The sequence below is a fragment of the Micromonospora echinospora genome (assembly GCF_900091495.1).
GTDB classification, from domain to species: domain Bacteria; phylum Actinomycetota; class Actinomycetes; order Mycobacteriales; family Micromonosporaceae; genus Micromonospora; species Micromonospora echinospora.
The window spans coordinates 5,051,627-5,067,466 of the sequence record NZ_LT607413.1 but is presented as its reverse complement, the minus strand read 5'-3'; the positions used below and the strand labels follow the sequence as shown (position 1 = coordinate 5,067,466).

The window sequence follows — 15,840 nt, the reverse complement described above, 5'->3', positions numbered from 1 at the left end:
CCGGACACCCACCGTCAACGGCGGCTGCCCGGCGGGGGCTTTCGGCACGAACGGCCACTCCGCAGTTCCGATCCGTAGCGACAACGGGGTGAGGTGCGGAGTTCTTGACCCGGCAAGTCTGGCCACATATTCTTTGCCCAACCATGAAACGTTTCACAGCAGTGGAAGGTGCGGCATGGGCAGGATCTGCTTCACCCTCCAGGTGAGGACCGGCCGGCTGGCGGAGTACCGGCACCGCCACGCCGCCGTCTGGCCGGAGATGCTGGCGGCGCTCAGGGCGGCGGGCTGGCAGGACTACTCGTTGTTCCTGCGCGACGACGGGCTGCTCGTCGGCTACTTCGTGACCGACGACCTCGACGCGGCGGTCGCCGCGATGGAGCGCACCGAGGTCAACGCCCGCTGGCAGGCGGAGATGGCGCCGTTCTTCGTCGACCTGCCGGACGGGCGGCCGGACCGCGGCTTCCTCGTCCTCGACGAGGTGTTCCACCTGGAGGACCAATGGGAAGGCCGAGCATGACCGACATCGCCCCCGCCACGCGTACCCGGGTCATGTCCGCCCTACGCGGACAACGGATCGAGACGCCGTCCTGGGCCTACGGCAACTCCGGAACCCGGTTCAAGGTCTTCCGGCAGGAGGGCGTGCCCCGCGACCCGTACGAGAAGATCGCCGACGCGGCCACGGTGCACCGCTTCACCGGCGTGGCACCGACCGTGGCGCTGCACATCCCGTGGGACCGGGTCGACGACTACGCGGCCCTGGCGGCGTACGCCACGGAGCAGGGGGTCGCGCTCGGCACCGTCAACGCCAACGTCTTCCAGGACGACGACTACCGGCTCGGCTCGGTCACCAACCCGGACCGCGAGGTGCGCCGCAAGGCGATCGGCCACCTGCTCGAATGCGTCGACGTCATGGACGCGACCGGATCACGCGACCTCAAACTGTGGTTCTCCGACGGCACCAACTATCCCGGCCAGGACAACATCCGGCAGCGGCAGGACCGGCTCGCGGCGGCGTTGCGTGAGTCGTACGGGCGGCTCGCCGGCGACCAGCGCCTGCTGCTGGAGTACAAGCTGTTCGAGCCGGCCTTCTACACGACCGACGTACCCGACTGGGGAACGGCCTACGCGCACTGCCTGGAACTGGGCGAGCGGGCCCAGGTGGTGATCGACACGGGACACCACGCGCCGGGCACCAACGTCGAGTTCATCGTCGCGTTCCTGCTGCGGGCCGGTCGGCTCGGCGGATTCGACTTCAACTCGCGGTTCTACGCCGACGACGACCTGATGGCCGGCGCCGCCAACCCGTTCGAGCTGTTCCGCATCATGCACGAGATCGTGCAGGCGGACGCGTTGCGGCCGGAGTACGGCATCGCCTTCATGCTCGACCAGTGCCACAACATCGAGCCGAAGGTCGAGGCGGTCATCCGTTCGGTGCTCAACGTCCAGGAGGCGACGGCGAAGGCGCTCCTGGTCGACGTCGAAGCGCTCGCCGCGGCGCAACGCTCCGGTGACGTGCTCGAGGCCAACGCCGTACTGATGGACGCCTACCACACCGACGTGCGCCCGCTCCTGCGCGACCTGCGCGCCGACATGGGTCTGGACCCGGACCCGGTGGGGGCCTACCGGCGGTCGGGCTATCTGGAGAGGGTCAGCGCCGAGCGGGTCGGCGGCGAGCAGGCGGGATGGGGGGCCTGAACATGTCCACGGTGGATGATCTGGTCACGCGGTCGAACCGGCTCGGAGCCGATCCGCGCAACACCAACTACGCCGGCGGCAACACCTCCGCCAAGGGGCGGGCCGCCGACCCGGTCACCGGCGAGCCGGTCGACCTGGTGTGGGTGAAGGGCTCCGGCGGCGACCTCGGCACGCTCACGCCGGCCGGACTGGCGGTCCTCCGGCTGGACCGGCTGCGCGCGCTCGTCAACGGCTATCCCGGCGTCGAGCGCGAGGACGAGATGGTCGCCGCGTTCGACTACTGCCTGCACGGGCGGGGTGGGGCGGCGCCGTCGATCGACACGGCGATGCACGGCCTGGTCGACGCGGCGCACGTCGACCACCTGCATCCGGACTCCGGCATCGCGATCGCGACCGCCGCCGACGGGCCGGAGCTGACCAGGAAGATCTTCGGCGACCGTGTCGTGTGGGTGCCGTGGCGGCGTCCCGGATTCCAGCTCGGGCTCGACATCGCCGCCATCGCCCGGGGCAATCCGCAGGCGATCGGGGTGGTTCTCGGCGGGCACGGCATCACCGCGTGGGGAGCCACCAGCGAGGAGTGCGAGGCACGCTCGCTGGAGATCATCCGGTCGGCCGCCGACTTCCTGTCCACCCACGGACGACCCGAGCCGTTCGGCGCGCCGATCCCCGGATACGAACCGCTGCCCGGGCCCCAGCGGCGGGCGCGGGCGGCGGCGCTCGCGCCGGTGCTCCGGGGCCTGGCCTCCACCGACCGGCCCCAGGTCGGCCACTTCACCGACAGCGACACCGTCCTGGACTTCGTCTCCCGGGCCGAGCACCCCCGGCTCGCCGCCCTCGGCACCTCGTGCCCCGACCACTTCCTGCGCACGAAGGTGCGGCCGATGGTGCTGGACCTGCCGCCGGACGCCCCGTTGGACGCCGTGGTCGCTCGCCTGCGGGAACTGCACGAGGAGTACCGCCGCGCCTACCGCGACTACTACGAGCGGTACGCCGACGCCGGGTCGCCGCCGATGCGCGGCGCCGACCCGGCGATCGTGCTCGTGCCCGGGATCGGCATGTTCAGCTACGGCGCCAACAAGCAGACCGCCCGGGTCGCCGGCGAGTTCTACGTCAACGCGATCAACGTGATGCGCGGGGCGGAGGCGGTGTCGGCGTACGCGCCGATCGACGAGGCCGAGAAGTTCCGGATCGAATACTGGGCCCTGGAGGAGGCGAAGCTGCGCCGGATGCCCCGGCCGAAGCCGCTCGCGACCCGGATCGCTTTCGTCACCGGCGGCGGGTCCGGGATCGGCCGGGCGACCGCCCACCGGCTCGCAGCCGAGGGCGCCTGCGTCGTGGTCGCCGACCGGGACGCCGGTGCCGCCCGGACGGTCGCGCAGGAGATCGGCGACGCGGACGTGGCGGTCGCCGTCGAGGTCGACGTCACCGACGCCGAGGCGGTCGCCGCCGCGCTGCGCGAGGCAGTCCTCGCGTTCGGCGGGGTGGACCTGGTCGTCAACAACGCCGGGCTGTCGATCTCCAAGCCGTTGCTGGAGACCACCGAGCAGGACTGGGACCTCCAGCACGACGTGATGGCCAAGGGCTCCTTCCTGGTCTCCCGCGAGGCCGCCCGGATCCTGGTCGCCCAGGGCATGGGGGGCGACATCGTCTACATCTCCAGCAAGAACTCGCTCTTCGCCGGGCCGAACAACGTGGCGTACGGGGCGGCGAAGGCGGACCAGGCGCACCAGGTGCGGCTGCTCGCCGCCGAACTGGGAGCCCACGGCGTCCGGGTCAACGGGGTCAACCCCGACGGCGTCGTACGCGGTTCCGGCATCTTCGCCGGCGGCTGGGGCGCGCAGCGGGCGGCGGTGTACGGCGTACCCGAGGCCGAGCTGGGTGCCTTCTACGCGCAGCGCACGCTGCTGAAGCGCGAGGTCCTGCCGGAGCACGTGGCCAACGCCGTCTTCGTCCTGACCGGCGGGGAACTGTCGCACACCACCGGGCTGCACGTGCCGGTCGACGCCGGCGTAGCCGCCGCCTTCCTCCGTTGACCCGGCTGGCCGGTGGGCGGCCCGCCGTCGTGGCGGCCGTCGACCTGGGCGCCTCCGGTGGCCGGGTCATGGCCGGTCGGGTCGGCCCCGACGACCTCGACCTCACCGCCGTCCACCGGTTCGGCAACGAGCCGGTCGAGGTGCGCGGCACCCTGCACTGGAACACCCTGGGCCTGTACGCGGAGGTGCTCGCCGGCCTGCGCGCGACGCTGGCCGACCATCCGGACCTGGCCAGCGTCGGCATCGACTCGTGGGGGTGCGACTTCGGCCTGCTCGACGGGGACGGTCGCCTGCTCGGCGACCCGGTGCACTACCGGGACCGGCGTACCGACGGGGTGCTGGCGCAGGTGTCGGCGCGGCTCGGCGCCGACCACCTGTACGACGTCACGGGGATCCAGGCGCTGCCGTTCAACACCGTCTACCAGCTGGTCGCGGCCCAGCGGGCGGGGCTGCTGGACGCGGCCCGCACGATGCTGCCCATCCCGGACCTGCTGTCGTACTGGCTCACCGGTGAGGTCGGGGCCGAGATCACCAACGCCTCCACCACCCAGCTGCTCGACGTCCGTCGGCGTGGCTGGGCACTCGACCTCGTCGAGCGGTTGGGGCTCCCCGGTGGGCTGCTCCCCCGCCTGCGGGAACCGGGCGAGCCCGGCGGGGCGCTGCTGCCGGCGGTGACCCGACAGGTCGGGGCGGACCGGGCGGTCCCGGTCACGGTGGTGGGATCCCACGACACCGCCTCCGCCGTCGTCGGGGTGCCCGCCCGCGACGACCGGTTCCTCTACGTCTCCTGCGGCACGTGGTCCCTGGTGGGGGTGGAACTGGACCGGCCGGTGCTGACCGAGGAGAGCCGGTTGGCCAACTTCACCAACGAGTCCGGTGTGGACGGCACGGTCCGCTACCTGCGCAACGTCATGGGGCTGTGGCTGTTGCAGGAGGCGATGCGGGGCTGGGCGGCGGCCGGGGATCGGCCGGACCTCGCGGCGCTGCTGGCCGCCGCCGCCGAGGTCACCCCGTTCGCGGCGGTCGTCGACTGCGACGATCCGGTGTTCCTGCCGCCGGGCGACATGCCGGCCCGCATCGCCGACGCCTGTCGGCGCACCGGGCAGCCCGTCCCGGGTACCCCGGCGGAGGTCACCCGCTGCATCCTGGACAGTCTCGCGCTGGCCTACCGGCGCACCGCCCGCCAGGCACGGGAGCTCTCCGGGCGGGACGTCGACGTCGTCCACGTCGTCGGCGGCGGCGCCCGCAACGGCCTGCTCTGCCAGCTGACCGCCGACGCCTGCGGGCTGCCGGTGCTGGCCGGGCCGGTGGAGGCGACGGCGCTGGGCAACGTGCTGGTGCAGGCACGCGCGGTCGGTGCGGTCAGCGGCGGCCTGGCCGAGCTGCGCTCGCTGGTGGCCAGGACCCAGGGCGTGGTGCGGTACGAGCCGCGGGGGCACGAGGCGGCCTGGGCGGCGGCCGAGCGGCGGCTGACCGCCTGACGACTGCGGCGCCCGGCCCCTCCCGAGGCCGGGCGCCGCCGGGGTCACGCCGGGCGGCGCAGCACCAGCACGCCACGGGCGGGTACCGTCGGCGTCCCGCCGGTACCGACGAGCACCTCCCCCTCGATGCCGGTGACGACGTCCTCGTCGGTCCGGTTGACCAGGAACCAGAAATCGTGGACGCCGTCGGTGCGCACCGCCAGTTCGACCCGTCCGGCCAGCTCGGCCACCTCGCCCCGCAGACCGACGCGGGCGAGCAGCAGGGCGAGGAGTCGGCGCAGACCGGCCACGCCGAGGCGGGTCGACACGTAGGTCGCCGAACCGGATCCGACCTCCCGGCGGGTGATCGCGGGCCGGCCGGCCTGTTCCCCGTCGACGTAGCTGACCAGCACCTCGACGGCCGGGTCGACGACGTCGACGTGGTCGGTCCACAGGGCGGCTGCGCTGCCGTCGGACAGGGTCACCGTGGTGTCGTCGAGCAGCGGACCGAACTCCTGGACACGGAGCCCGAGCAGGTCCCGCAGGGCGCCCGGGAAGGCACCCGGCCAGAGGTGGTCGTTCTCGTCGACGATCCCGGAGAAGTACGTGGTGACGAGGTGCCCGCCGCCCTCGACGTACGCCCGGAGGCGGGCGGCCAGCCCCGCCGGTACGACGTACAGCACCGGGGCGATCACCAGGTCGTACCGGTCGAGGTCGTGGTCGACGGGTACGACGTCCGCCCGGGTGCCGGTGTCGAGCAGGGCGGTGTACCAGTCGAGGGCCTCCTGCCGGTAGTCGAGCCGGCTGGTGGGGTGCGAGTCCAGCCCACTGCCCCACCACGAGTCCCAGTCCTGGAGGATGGCCACCCGGGCCGGCCGCCGGGCCGATCCGACGACCGGGGCGAGGTCGGCCAGCGTACGGCCGAGCGCGGTGACGGCCCGGAACACGTCGCTGTCCCGGCCCGCCTGGGGCAGCATCGCGGAGTGGTACTTCTCCGCGCCGGCCACGGACTGCCGCCACTGGAAGAAGCAGACCGCGTCGGCGCCGTGCGCGACGTGGGTGAGCGAGTCGCGGGCGAGTTCGCCGGGCCGCTTGGCCAGGTTGACCGGCTGCCAGTTGACGGCGCTGGTGGAGTGTTCCATGAGGAACCAGGGGCGACCGCGGGCGAGGTTGCCGGTCAGGTTGGCCGAGAAGGACAGCTCCTCGAAGCTCTGCGGGCCGGGACGCCGGTAGTGGTCGTTGGCGACGAAGTCGACCTCGTCGGCCCATGCGGCGTAGTCGAGGGCGTCCACCTGACCGGTGACCATGAAGTTGGTCGTCACCGGCACGCCGGGGGTCAGCGCGCGCAGCAGGTCCCGTTCGGCGCGCAGGTGGTCGAGCAGGGCGTCGGAGGAGAACCGCCGGAAGTCCAGCTGCTGGGTCGGGTTGGGGTGGGCGGCGGCCAGCCGGGGCGGCAGGACGTGGTTCCAGTCGCCGTACCGCTGCGACCAGAACGCCGTACCCCAGGCGTGGTTGAGCCGGTCGAGGGTGCCGTACCGGTCGCGCAGCCAGTCCCGGAACGCGCGGGCCGCGTCGTCGGAGTAGTCGTACGCGTTGTGGCAGCCGAGTTCGTTCGACACGTGCCAGGCGACGAGCGCCGGGTGGTCGGCGTACCGGCGGGCCAGGGCGTCGACCAGCCGCAGGGCGTGTTCCCGGAACACCGGTGAGGTCGGTCGCCAGTGCTGCCGGGCGCCGGGCCACACCGTCTCGCCGCGTTGGTTGACCGGCAGGATCTCCGGATGCCGGGCGGTCAGCCACGGCGGCGGCGACGCGGTGGCGGTGGCGAGGTCGACGGCGATGCCGTTGTCGTGCAGCAGGTCCATCACCTCGTCGAGCCAGGCGAAGTCCCACTCGTGCGGCGCGGGTTGGATCCGCGACCACGAGAAGATCGCCAGCGAGACGATGTTGACCCCGGCTTCGCGCATGGCGGCGACGTCGTCGTCCCACACCTCGCGCGGCCACTGGTCCGGGTTGTAGTCGGCGCCGTAGCCCATCCGTGGTCGGCCGGGTTCGGTCGGCCACTCGATCCATCGGGTCATGCTCGCTCCTCCGTTGAACCAGCCGCCGGCCCGGACCGGGTGCGCCGTCATGGCACTCCCGGTCCGGGCCGGCTGTCGATCGCGGGTGTCCGGTCACCCGCCGGTGCGGTGTGGCGTCACGGCCGCGGCCAGACCCAGTGCGACACGGGGTCGCCGTCGAGGTCGGTCCGCTGCTTCTCCACCACGAGGCTGCGTCCGGTCTCCCGCATCTCGTACAGCTCGGTCCGCATGACGCTGCCGCCGTTCATGTTGTTGTGCAGCGACATCATGATCGTGCCGTGCGGGTTCTGCTTGTCGGCGAAGGTGCGGAAGAGCATCGAGTGCCCCTTGTTCTCGGTGACCACCACGTCCTCCTGGGTCCAGGGACCCTTGAGGTCGCCGGACGTGGAGCGGGCCAACGTCACCACGTACTCGTTGTTGTGCTTGCGGTAGCTGGTCCAGAACATCAGCAGTTCGTTGCTGTTGGTGCGGTAGAACGAGGGACCGTCGGTGACGTACGGCGGCAGCTGCCCCGCGTTGACCATGCCCTCCTGGTAGTACCAGGGGGCGTCCGAGCCCTTGAACAGGTAGATCGGGTCGCCCTGTCCACGGCCGGTCAGGTTGCCCGCACCGTCGCGCTCCAGCCGGATGGCCTCGATCGTGCCGTCGATCTTCTGGACCCACTCGTGGGCGTAGACCATCCACGGCTGCCCGTCGGGGTCGACGTAGAGGGTTCCGTCGAGCGTCATGTGGCTCGACGGGGCGACCGGCGAGTCGAGGTTGAGCAGCTCGAACGGCCCCATCGGCGAGTCGGCGGCAGCGATGACCGTGCCGCGCCAGTGCTGGTTCTGCCAGACCTGACCGCAGTCACCGCAGTGCTGCCCGTTGGTCGAGGCGGTGGCCAGCACCCGGTTGCGGTTGTGCAGGGTGGCGAACCAGTAGTACTTGCCGTTGTAGTACCAGGCCTCTGGCGCCCACGTGCCGTGTGCCGCGTTCGCCCAGGACCCCTGCGGGTTGGTGAACACCGTCTCCGGCGCGCACCAGTTCTTCAGGTCGATGCTCCGGCGGACCGTGGTGCCCTGGTAGAGGTAGTAGATGCCGCTGACCGGGTCGGGCATGATGAACGGGTCGTGGATGCGGATGTCCCGCAGCTGCTGGGTGGCCGCGCAGGGCAGGCTGTCGGCGACCTTGGCGCCCATCGTGCCCGCGACGTGGTTCGTCTTGCGGGTGGGGCCGGCGTTGGCGGAGCCGGCCACGCCGGCGGCGACGACGGTGATGGTCAGGGCGACCGCCACGTGCCGGCGGAACCGGCCGTGGAGGAGGCGTTTCAACGACATCAATTCGGGTCTCCTTCGGGAACCGTGCTGGCGGGTTGACGAACCAGGTCGGGAGGTCCGGTCAGCCGCCGGCGACGGGGATCGACTGCGACTTCAGCGCGTCGACGGTGGACTTCTGGGCGGATTCGAGGGCGGAGTTCAGGTTGCCCTTGCCTTCGACGGCACCGGCGAAGCCGTCCCGGACGTCGCTGTAGGTCTGCGTCATGGTCGGGCCCCAGGGGAAGTCCGCGTTCACGTTTCCGGCCGCCTCGGCGAAGATGCCAGAAATGTCCTGGCCGCCGAAGTACGGCAGGGGCTTCGCCAGCGCCGGCATCCGCTGGCCCTCGACCGTCGCCGGGTAGAGGCCGCCGTTCTCGTTGAGCGCCTTCAGGGCCTCGGGGTCGCTGTTCAGCCAGGTCGCGAACTTGGCCGCCTCGAAGGGGTGTTCGGCGGAACGCAACACGGCGGTGGTGGATCCACCCCAGTTGCCGGCGGCCCGCTGGCCGGCGGTCCACTGCGGCATGTAGGTGACCGCCCACTTGTCGCTGGTCTTCGGGGCGTTCTGGGACAGCAGGGCGTTGGCCCAGTACGGGCTGACCCAGGTCCAGATCTGACCGGAGTCCATCGCGTTCCACCACTCGTCGGACCAGCCCGCCATCGGCCGGGCCAGTTCCTCGTCCAGCATCCGCTGCCAGTAGTTGGCGACCTGCTGCGACTCGGGCCCGGTCAGGTTCACGGTCCACTGGTCGCCGTCGACGGAGAACCAGCGTCCGCCGGCCTGCCAGATCTGGCCGAGGAACCAGTTGACGTCGCCGGAGGCGAAGTGGTGGATGTGGCCGCCCTTGGTGCGGATCACCTTCGCCGCCGCGTAGTACTCCTCCCAGGTGGTCGGCGGTTTGAGCCCGGCGGCCTGGAAGAGGTCGGCGCGGTAGTACATGCCGATCGGACCGATGTCCTGCGGCACCGCGTAGACCGCGTCGGCCTCACCGAAGGAGACCTGCTGCCAGGTCCAGGGGACGAACTTGTCCTTGACCTCCGGTACGCCCTCGCAGTCGGCCAGGTTGACCAGGCCGTCCTGGAGCCGGAAACTCGCCAGCGAGTCGTACTCGACCTGGGCGAGATCCGGCGCGTTACCGGCCTTGATGCCGTTGAAGAAGTTCTGGTACGCCCCGTCGGGCCCGGCCGGGCCGGTGACGAACTTGACCTGGATGTCGGGGTTCTTGGCGTTCCAGATGTCGATTACCTTGTCCATTCCCGGCACCCAGGAGTAGTACTCCAGCGTGACGGGCTTGCCGGCGGGCGCGCACGCCTGTGCCGCGTCGTCCGGCTCGTCGCCGCCCCCGCAGCCGGCGACGGCGAGCACCACCGCCAGCGCGCCACCCACGGCGCCGCGCCTCATCCAGCGATCCACGATTGAACCCTCTTTTCTTTCGTTCGGGGGTGGGATACCTGTCCAGGCCGGCGGTCAGGGCGTGTTACTTCACTCCGCCCGTGGTCAGTCCGGACCGCCAGAACCGTTGCAGGGAGAGAAATGCGATGATCAGGGGAACAACCGAGACCGCGGCGCCGACGATCACCAGCGTGCGCAGTTCCGGCGCCTGTTGGGTCGCCTGGCTGTTCCAGGCGAAGAGACCGAGCGTGACCGGGAAGAGTGACTCGTCCCGCAGCATGATCAGGGGCAGGAAGAAGTTGTTCCAGATCTGCACGAACTGGAACAGGAACACGGTGACCAGGCCGGGCGTCATGAGCGGCGCCGCCACCCGGAAGAACGCGCGCACCTCGCCGGTTCCGTCGACGCGGGCGGCTTCGAGCAGTTCGTCGGGAACGCTGCTGGCCGCGTACACCCGGCTGAGGTAGACGCCGAAGGGGCTGACCAGGCTGGGCAGCAGCACCGCCCAGAGGGTGTCGGCCATGCCGGCCTGACTCAGCAGGAGGAACAGGGGAAGGGCGAGCGTGGTGGCGGGCAGCAGCACGCCGCCCAGCACCACGTTGAAGACGACCTCCCGACCGGGGAACTCGAACTTCGCCAGGGCGTAACCGGCCATCCCGGCGATGACGGTCGCGCCGAGCGCGCCGACTCCGGCGTAGAGGACGCTGTTGAGGATCCAGCGGACGAACAGTCCGTCCTGGAAGGTGAACAGGTCGCGCAGATTGTCGAGGAGGTCGAAGTCGGCGAACCACAACGGGTTGGTCGAGGTCAGGTCGGCGCGGTTCTTGCTGGCCGCGATCAGGAGCCACCACAACGGCGCGAGCATGTAGCCGACGAAGACCACCATGACCAGCAGCGGCAGCAGCTTTCGGGAGTACGGGATGGTCACGCCCCGTTTCTCGGCGGGCACCGGGGTCCGTCCGGTCACGGTCACAGCGACGACCCCCTCTGGGTGATCCGGAGGAAGATGAACGACAACGCGAACGTGGCCAGTGCCAGGACGACCGAGAACGCGGCGGCGAGGTTGAAGTTCGGTATCACCGAGGTGCTGTAGACGACCAGGTTGGGCGTGTAGCTGCCGGTGACGGCAGTGGTCAGGGACCGGAAGACCTGGGGTTCGGTGAAGAGTTGTAGCGTTCCAATGATGGAGAAGACGCCGGTGAGTGCCAACGCCGGACGCACCATGGGCACCTTGATGGAGAGCGCGATCCGGATGTCGCCGGCCCCGTCCAGCCTGGCGGCCTCGTACAACTCCTGGGGCACCGCCTTGAGAGCCGCATAAATGATCAACATGTTGTAGCCGGTGAACATCCAGGTGGTGATGTTCGCCAGCGACCACAGGACCAGCGACCCGGACATGAACGGCACGCGTTCGGTGACCCAACTGAACGGCGACAGCGCGGGCGAGTAGAGGAATCCCCAGATGATCGCCGCGATGACCCCGGGCACCGCGTACGGCGTGAAGTAGGCGAGCCGGAAGAAACGCTTCAACGGCAGCAGGCCAGAATCGAGCAGCAGGGCGAAGAGCAGGGCCAGTCCCAGCATCAGCGGCACCTGGACGATCCCGAACAGCAGCACCCGGCCGACGCTCTCCCGGAACGCCTCGTTCTCGAAGACCCTGACGTACTGCTCGAAGCCACCGAAGACGGTTTCCGGGCGACCGAACGTCCCGTCGCGTTGCACCTTGAAGAAGGACTGGTAGAGCGCGTATCCGATCGGCGCAAGGTAGAAGAGCAGGAAGAGCACGACGAAGGGCAGGAGGAGAACGGCGACCGCGCCATGTGCCCGCCGCCCGCCTCGGCGCGGCGTCCGCCGGGTTCTCCGGTCCGCCTCGCCGTCCGGCGGCTGTTCCGGTGGGGGTGCGGAGGACGGTCTCACCACCTCGGCCATGTCCACGGTTTCCCCTGCTCGTCAGCGTCGCTCGGTGATTTCCACGACTTTATGAATCGTTTCACTTAGCCTGGAAGTATCAACCGTGTTACGGCGACTGTCAAGGCATCGAGACGCACCGCCAGCAGGTCGGCGCCACACTGCGGCCGTTCGTCAGGCGCTTCCCGTACCAGCGGATTCAGCCGGCCGGCGGCGCCTGTCGCACCGGAGCCCGGAGCTCAGCGGACTCCGGTGGCGACGTCGTGGAAGGCACGGATGTGCTCCTCGACCCGCCGGGCCGCCTCGTCCGCGTCGCGGTCGACGACAGCGGCCAGGATGCCCCGGTGCTCGACCCGCAACCGCCGGCACACGGTTGGCCAGTCGTCCAGTCCGCCGACCAGGTCCAACACGTACCCCTCGATCGCATGCCGTAGCGACGACATCATCAGGGCCACCGCGCGGTTGCCGGCCGCGTCGGCGAGCGCGATGTGGAACCGCACGTCGGCGGCGTGGAACCGCTCGGGGGTCAGCCCGGCGTCGTCCATCTCCCGCAGCAGCGCCTCGGCCGCGTCGAGCCGGGGTTCGGGCGCGCGGGCCAGGCGGGACACCGCGTGCCGCTCGAGCAGGACCCGGGTGTCGACGATGTCCGGTACCGACAGGCCGCTGGTGGCGATGGCGAGGCGCAGCACCGCCCCGAGGGCGGCGTCGGCCCGGCCGGCGACCACCGCGGCGCTGCCCCGCCCGACGGTCTGCGTGGGAAGGACGACGCCGAGCGCCTCCAGGGTCCGCATCGCCTCCCGGACGGTGGGACGGCTGACGCCGAGCCGCTCGGCGAGGACACGTTCACTGGGCAGCCGGTCGCCGGGGCGGATCAGGCCGGCGCTGAGCAGCCGCTCGACCTGGTCGAGGATCGCCTCGTGGGGGCGGGCACCCACGACCGGCGAGAAGAGCTGCTCCGGCGTCACGGCGCGAGTCTAGACATTCGAGGGCTTGCACCACGACCGAAATGGCCTGACCATTTAGGCCGTGCGCATCGCCCTCTTCGTAACCTGCCTGGCCGACACCATCGCTCCACAGGTCGGCGTCGCCACCGTCCGGTTGCTGCGCCGCCTCGGCCATCAGGTGACCTTCGACCCGGCGCAGACCTGCTGCGGGCAGATGCACGTCAACTCCGGATACCCGCGCCAGGCACTCCCCCTGGTCCGCCGTCACGTCGAGACGTTCGAGGACGCCGAGGCGGTGGTCGTACCGTCCGGTTCCTGCACCGGGTCGATCCGGCACCAGCACGCGGCGGTGGCGCAGGCCGCGGGCGACACCGAACTGGCCGCCCGGGCCCGGGCCGTCGCCGCGCGGACGTACGAGCTGAGCGAACTGCTGGTCGACGTCCTCCGCGTCACCGACGTCGGCGCGAGCTACCCGCACCGGGTCACGTACCACCCGACCTGCCACTCGCTCCGGATGACCCGGGTGGCGGACCGGCCGCTGCGGCTGCTGCGCCAGGTGCGCGACATCGACCTCGTCGAACTGCCCGGGGCCGAGGAGTGCTGCGGCTTCGGCGGCACGTTCGCGCTGAAGAACGCCGACACCTCAGCGGCCATGCTGGCCGACAAGCTGCGGCACATCCGGTCGACCGGCGCACGGGTGGTCACCGCCGGCGACGCGTCGTGCCTGCTGCACATCGGTGGCGGCCTGACCCGGCTGACCACCTCGACGCCGCGCGGCGAGATCCGGGCGGTACACCTGGCGGAGATCCTGGCTACGGAGGCCACCCGATGAGGACGTTCCTCGGCATGCCCGGCCCACCGACCGGCGCCCCCGGCTCCCGGCTCCGCGGCGACCAGCCGTTCCCGGCCGCCGCGGCACGGGCGCTGCGCGACACGCAGCTGCGCCGCAATCTCGGCAACGCCACGGCCACCATCCGGGAGAAGCGGCGCACGGTCGTCGCCGAGGTCCCGGACTGGGAGGAACTGCGGCTCGCCGGCAGCGCCATCAAGGCCGACGTCCTGGCCCGGCTGCCGGAACTGCTGACCAGGTTCGAGTCCGCCGCCACCGCCCGGGGCGCCACCGTGCACTGGGCGGCGGACGCCGAGGAAGCCTGCCGGATCGTCACCGAACTGGTCCGGGAGACCGGCGCCGACGAGGTCGTCAAGGTCAAGTCCATGGTCACCCAGGAGATCCGCCTCAACGACGCGCTGGCCGAAGCGGGCGTACGGGCGGTGGAGACCGACCTCGCCGAGCTGATCGTCCAGCTGGGCCGGGACGAGGGCAGCCATATCCTGGTCCCGGCCATCCACCGCAACCGTCGGGAGATCCGGGACATCTTCCTGCGGGAGATGCCCGACGCCGATCCGGCGCTCACCGACGACCCGGCCGCCCTGGCCGAGGCGGCCCGCCGGCATCTGCGCAGCACGTTCCTGCGGGCCCGGGTCGCGGTCTCCGGGGCGAACTTTGCCGTCGCCGAGACCGGCACCCTGTCGGTGGTGGAGTCCGAGGGCAACGGGCGGATGTGCCTCACACTGCCGGAAACCCTCATCACCGTCGTGGGCATCGAGAAGCTCGTGCCGACCTGGCGGGACCTGGAGGTGTTCCTCCAACTGCTCCCCCGGTCCAGCACCGGCGAGCGGATGAACCCGTACACCTCGATGTGGACCGGGGTGACGCCCGGCGACGGACCGCAGCGGGTCCACGTGGTCCTGCTCGACAACGGCCGGACGGGGGTCCTCGCGGACCCGCAGGGCCGCGCCGCCCTGCACTGCATCCGCTGTTCGGCCTGCCTGAACGTCTGCCCCGTGTACGAGCGGGTCGGCGGTCACGCGTACGGGTCGGTCTATCCCGGACCGATCGGGGCCGTGCTCTCCCCGCAACTGACCGGCATCACGGGCAGTGGCGACCCGAACGCCTCGCTGCCGTTCGCGTCGTCGCTCTGCGGGGCCTGCTTCGACGCCTGTCCGGTCCGCATCGACATCCCGAGCATGCTGGTCCATCTGCGGTCCCGGGCGACCGACGCCCGGCGCGGGCCCGGGCGACCGCCGTCGGCCGAGGCGGCCGGACTCGGCGCGCTGGCGTGGATCCTGCGCGACCCCCGTCGGCTCGCGCTCGCCCAGCGGCTCAGTCGAGCCGGCCGGCTCCTGGCCCGGTGGCAGAGTCGCCGAGGGGATCCGCGTCCCCGGATCCGCCGGCTGCCCGGACCGGGCGCGGCCTGGACCCGGAGCCGGGACCTGCCCGCGCCACCGGCACAGACGTTCCGCGAATGGTGGGCCCGGTCCGGCCCGGACGATGGGAGCCCGTCCGCCCCGGACGACGGAAGCCGGTCCGCCCCAGACGACAGGAGTACGCCGTGAACGCCCGCGAGCGCATCCTCGACCGCATCCGGCGGGCGACGACGGACCAGGTCGGTGGGGTCGAGGTGCCGCGCGGCTACCGGCGGGCGGACACCCGTTCCCCGGGCCATCCCGAACTGCTCGACCAGTTCGCCGATCGGCTCCGCGACTACCACGCCGGGGTACGCCGGTGCGGCGCCGACGAGGTGGGGACGGCCGTCGCCGACGCCCTCGACGGCGTACGACGGCTCGTCGTCCCCGCCGGGACACCACCGGAGTGGCTGACCCGCTGGCGGGCGACGACAGCAGAGGCGGCCGTGCTCGCCGACCAGCCGCCGCTGGCCGTCGGCGACCTCGACACCGCCGACGCCGTCGTCACCGGCTGCGCCGTCGCGATCGCCGACACCGGAACCCTCGTCCTGAACGCGGGCCCGGGCCAGGGCCGGCGGATCCTGTCGCTTATCCCCGATCACCACGTCTGCGTGGTCGACGCCGCCCAGGTCGTCGGCCTCGTCCCCGAGGCGTTGGCCCGGCTGGACCCGACGCGGCCGCTCACCTTCGTCAGCGGTCCGAGCGCCACCAGCGACATCGAACTGCACCGCATCGAGGGTGTGCACGGCCCACGCCGTCTCGACGTCGTCATCGTCGGCTGACGCTCCGC

Annotated in this window: 13 protein-coding genes; 7 read left to right on the top strand and 6 right to left on the bottom strand. The window is 71.4% G+C overall.

Features of this window, described 5'->3' with window-relative positions; genetic code table 11:
* The first annotated feature begins 175 nt into the window (after positions 1-175).
* From GA0070618_RS22710 to GA0070618_RS22695, 4 genes are read left to right on the top strand one after another with little or no spacing between them, the layout of a single operon-like run.
* On the top strand, positions 176-517 hold the full coding sequence (locus GA0070618_RS22710) for an L-rhamnose mutarotase (RefSeq protein ID WP_088983426.1): 342 nt from the start codon (positions 176-178) through the stop codon (positions 515-517).
* Positions 514-1,695, top strand: coding sequence for an L-rhamnose isomerase (gene rhaI / locus GA0070618_RS22705; RefSeq protein WP_172900319.1), 1,182 nt, complete (start codon positions 514-516; stop codon positions 1,693-1,695). The genes GA0070618_RS22710 and rhaI overlap by 4 nt, the downstream gene beginning before the upstream one ends.
* Positions 1,696-1,706: 11 nt before the next feature.
* A complete protein-coding gene (locus GA0070618_RS22700; protein WP_231931410.1) occupies positions 1,707-3,728 on the top strand; it encodes a bifunctional aldolase/short-chain dehydrogenase in 2,022 nt (673 codons plus the stop codon).
* On the top strand, positions 3,725-5,209 hold the full coding sequence (locus GA0070618_RS22695; RefSeq protein ID WP_269148434.1) for a rhamnulokinase: 1,485 nt from the start codon (positions 3,725-3,727) through the stop codon (positions 5,207-5,209). Before GA0070618_RS22700 ends, GA0070618_RS22695 begins: the two co-directional genes overlap by 4 nt.
* Before the next feature lie 44 nt (positions 5,210-5,253).
* On the opposite strand, the gene GA0070618_RS22690 is transcribed toward GA0070618_RS22695, so the two are convergent.
* The 6 genes from GA0070618_RS22690 to GA0070618_RS22665 form a co-directional block, all read right to left on the bottom strand.
* The gene (locus tag GA0070618_RS22690) at positions 5,254-7,266 is read right to left on the bottom strand and encodes a beta-galactosidase (protein WP_088985750.1); all 2,013 of its coding nucleotides are present in this window, start codon (positions 7,264-7,266) and stop codon (positions 5,254-5,256) included.
* A gap of 116 nt (positions 7,267-7,382) precedes the next feature.
* A complete protein-coding gene (locus GA0070618_RS22685; RefSeq protein WP_197701599.1) occupies positions 7,383-8,582 on the bottom strand; it encodes a glycoside hydrolase family 43 protein in 1,200 nt (399 codons plus the stop codon).
* 61 nt (positions 8,583-8,643) lie between these two features.
* Positions 8,644-9,960, bottom strand: coding sequence for an ABC transporter substrate-binding protein (locus GA0070618_RS22680; RefSeq protein WP_088983425.1), 1,317 nt, complete (start codon positions 9,958-9,960; stop codon positions 8,644-8,646).
* A 76-nt stretch (positions 9,961-10,036) separates the two neighbouring features.
* The gene (locus tag GA0070618_RS22675) at positions 10,037-10,924 is read right to left on the bottom strand and encodes a carbohydrate ABC transporter permease (protein ID WP_231931409.1); all 888 of its coding nucleotides are present in this window, start codon (positions 10,922-10,924) and stop codon (positions 10,037-10,039) included.
* The gene (locus GA0070618_RS22670; protein ID WP_088983424.1) at positions 10,921-11,880 is read right to left on the bottom strand and encodes a carbohydrate ABC transporter permease; all 960 of its coding nucleotides are present in this window, start codon (positions 11,878-11,880) and stop codon (positions 10,921-10,923) included. Before GA0070618_RS22670 ends, GA0070618_RS22675 begins: the two co-directional genes overlap by 4 nt.
* Positions 11,881-12,098: 218 nt before the next feature.
* Positions 12,099-12,824 carry a FadR/GntR family transcriptional regulator gene (locus GA0070618_RS22665; RefSeq protein WP_197701598.1) on the bottom strand — a complete coding sequence of 242 codons (726 nt, stop codon included), beginning with the start codon at positions 12,822-12,824 and terminating at the stop codon, positions 12,099-12,101.
* Between the two features lie 61 nt (positions 12,825-12,885).
* Between GA0070618_RS22665 and GA0070618_RS22660 the strand changes: the two genes are divergently transcribed.
* From GA0070618_RS22660 to GA0070618_RS22650, 3 genes are read left to right on the top strand one after another with little or no spacing between them, the layout of a single operon-like run.
* Positions 12,886-13,635, top strand: a complete 750-nt coding sequence (locus tag GA0070618_RS22660; RefSeq protein WP_088983423.1) for a (Fe-S)-binding protein — start codon at positions 12,886-12,888, stop codon at positions 13,633-13,635.
* Positions 13,632-15,200 carry a lactate utilization protein B gene (locus GA0070618_RS22655; protein WP_088983422.1) on the top strand — a complete coding sequence of 523 codons (1,569 nt, stop codon included), beginning with the start codon at positions 13,632-13,634 and terminating at the stop codon, positions 15,198-15,200. Before GA0070618_RS22660 ends, GA0070618_RS22655 begins: the two co-directional genes overlap by 4 nt.
* Positions 15,197-15,832, top strand: a complete 636-nt coding sequence (locus tag GA0070618_RS22650; protein ID WP_231931408.1) for a LutC/YkgG family protein — start codon at positions 15,197-15,199, stop codon at positions 15,830-15,832. The genes GA0070618_RS22655 and GA0070618_RS22650 overlap by 4 nt, the downstream gene beginning before the upstream one ends.
* Positions 15,833-15,840 lie beyond the last annotated feature (8 nt).